Origin of the sequence: Pseudomonas sp. 51_B (assembly GCF_017491595.1) — a bacterium.
Taxonomy (GTDB): domain Bacteria; phylum Pseudomonadota; class Gammaproteobacteria; order Pseudomonadales; family Pseudomonadaceae; genus Aquipseudomonas; species Aquipseudomonas promysalinigenes.
Map to the genome: position 1 here is coordinate 1 of NZ_JAFGYW010000254.1, position 489 is coordinate 489.

Genomic DNA, 489 nt, shown 5'->3' on the forward strand with positions numbered 1-489 from the left:
ACTACACGCTGTTCCTGATTTTCCGGGTGATGCAGGCGCTGGGATGTGGTTGCTTCGTGCTGTCCCAGGCACTGGTGCAGGATCTGTTCGAAGGCAACGAGCGTGATCGCCTGCGGATCCTGATGGTCACCGCCACGGGCATCTTCATTTCGGTATCACCATTGGCGGGCACGTTTCTGCAGGCCACGCTCGGCTGGCGCGGCAGCTTCTGGGTGTTCATCGCCCTGGCCGCCGTGGTTCTGGTGAAAACGTGGCGGCTGCTCGATAACAGCCGGCCCGTTCAGAATGGGCCACACGTGGGTTTCATAAAGCCCTACAGATTGGTGCTGAGCAATTTCGAATTCGTCGGCTGCTGGCTGATTTCTGCATTCGCTTTCGCCTGCCACTTTTCCTTCATTGTCATTTCCCCGCTGATCTTCATGGAGCAGCTGCAGATGGCACCTTACGATTTCGCCTTGATCCTGCTGATCTACGGCGCCGCCTATGTCT

1 protein-coding gene is annotated in these 489 nt (G+C 57.5%); it reads left to right on the forward strand.

The genetic code is table 11. The features are described 5' to 3' along the window. A partial coding sequence (locus J5M56_RS24690; protein WP_207938022.1) for an MFS transporter occupies window positions 1-489 on the forward strand: 489 nt, incomplete at both ends.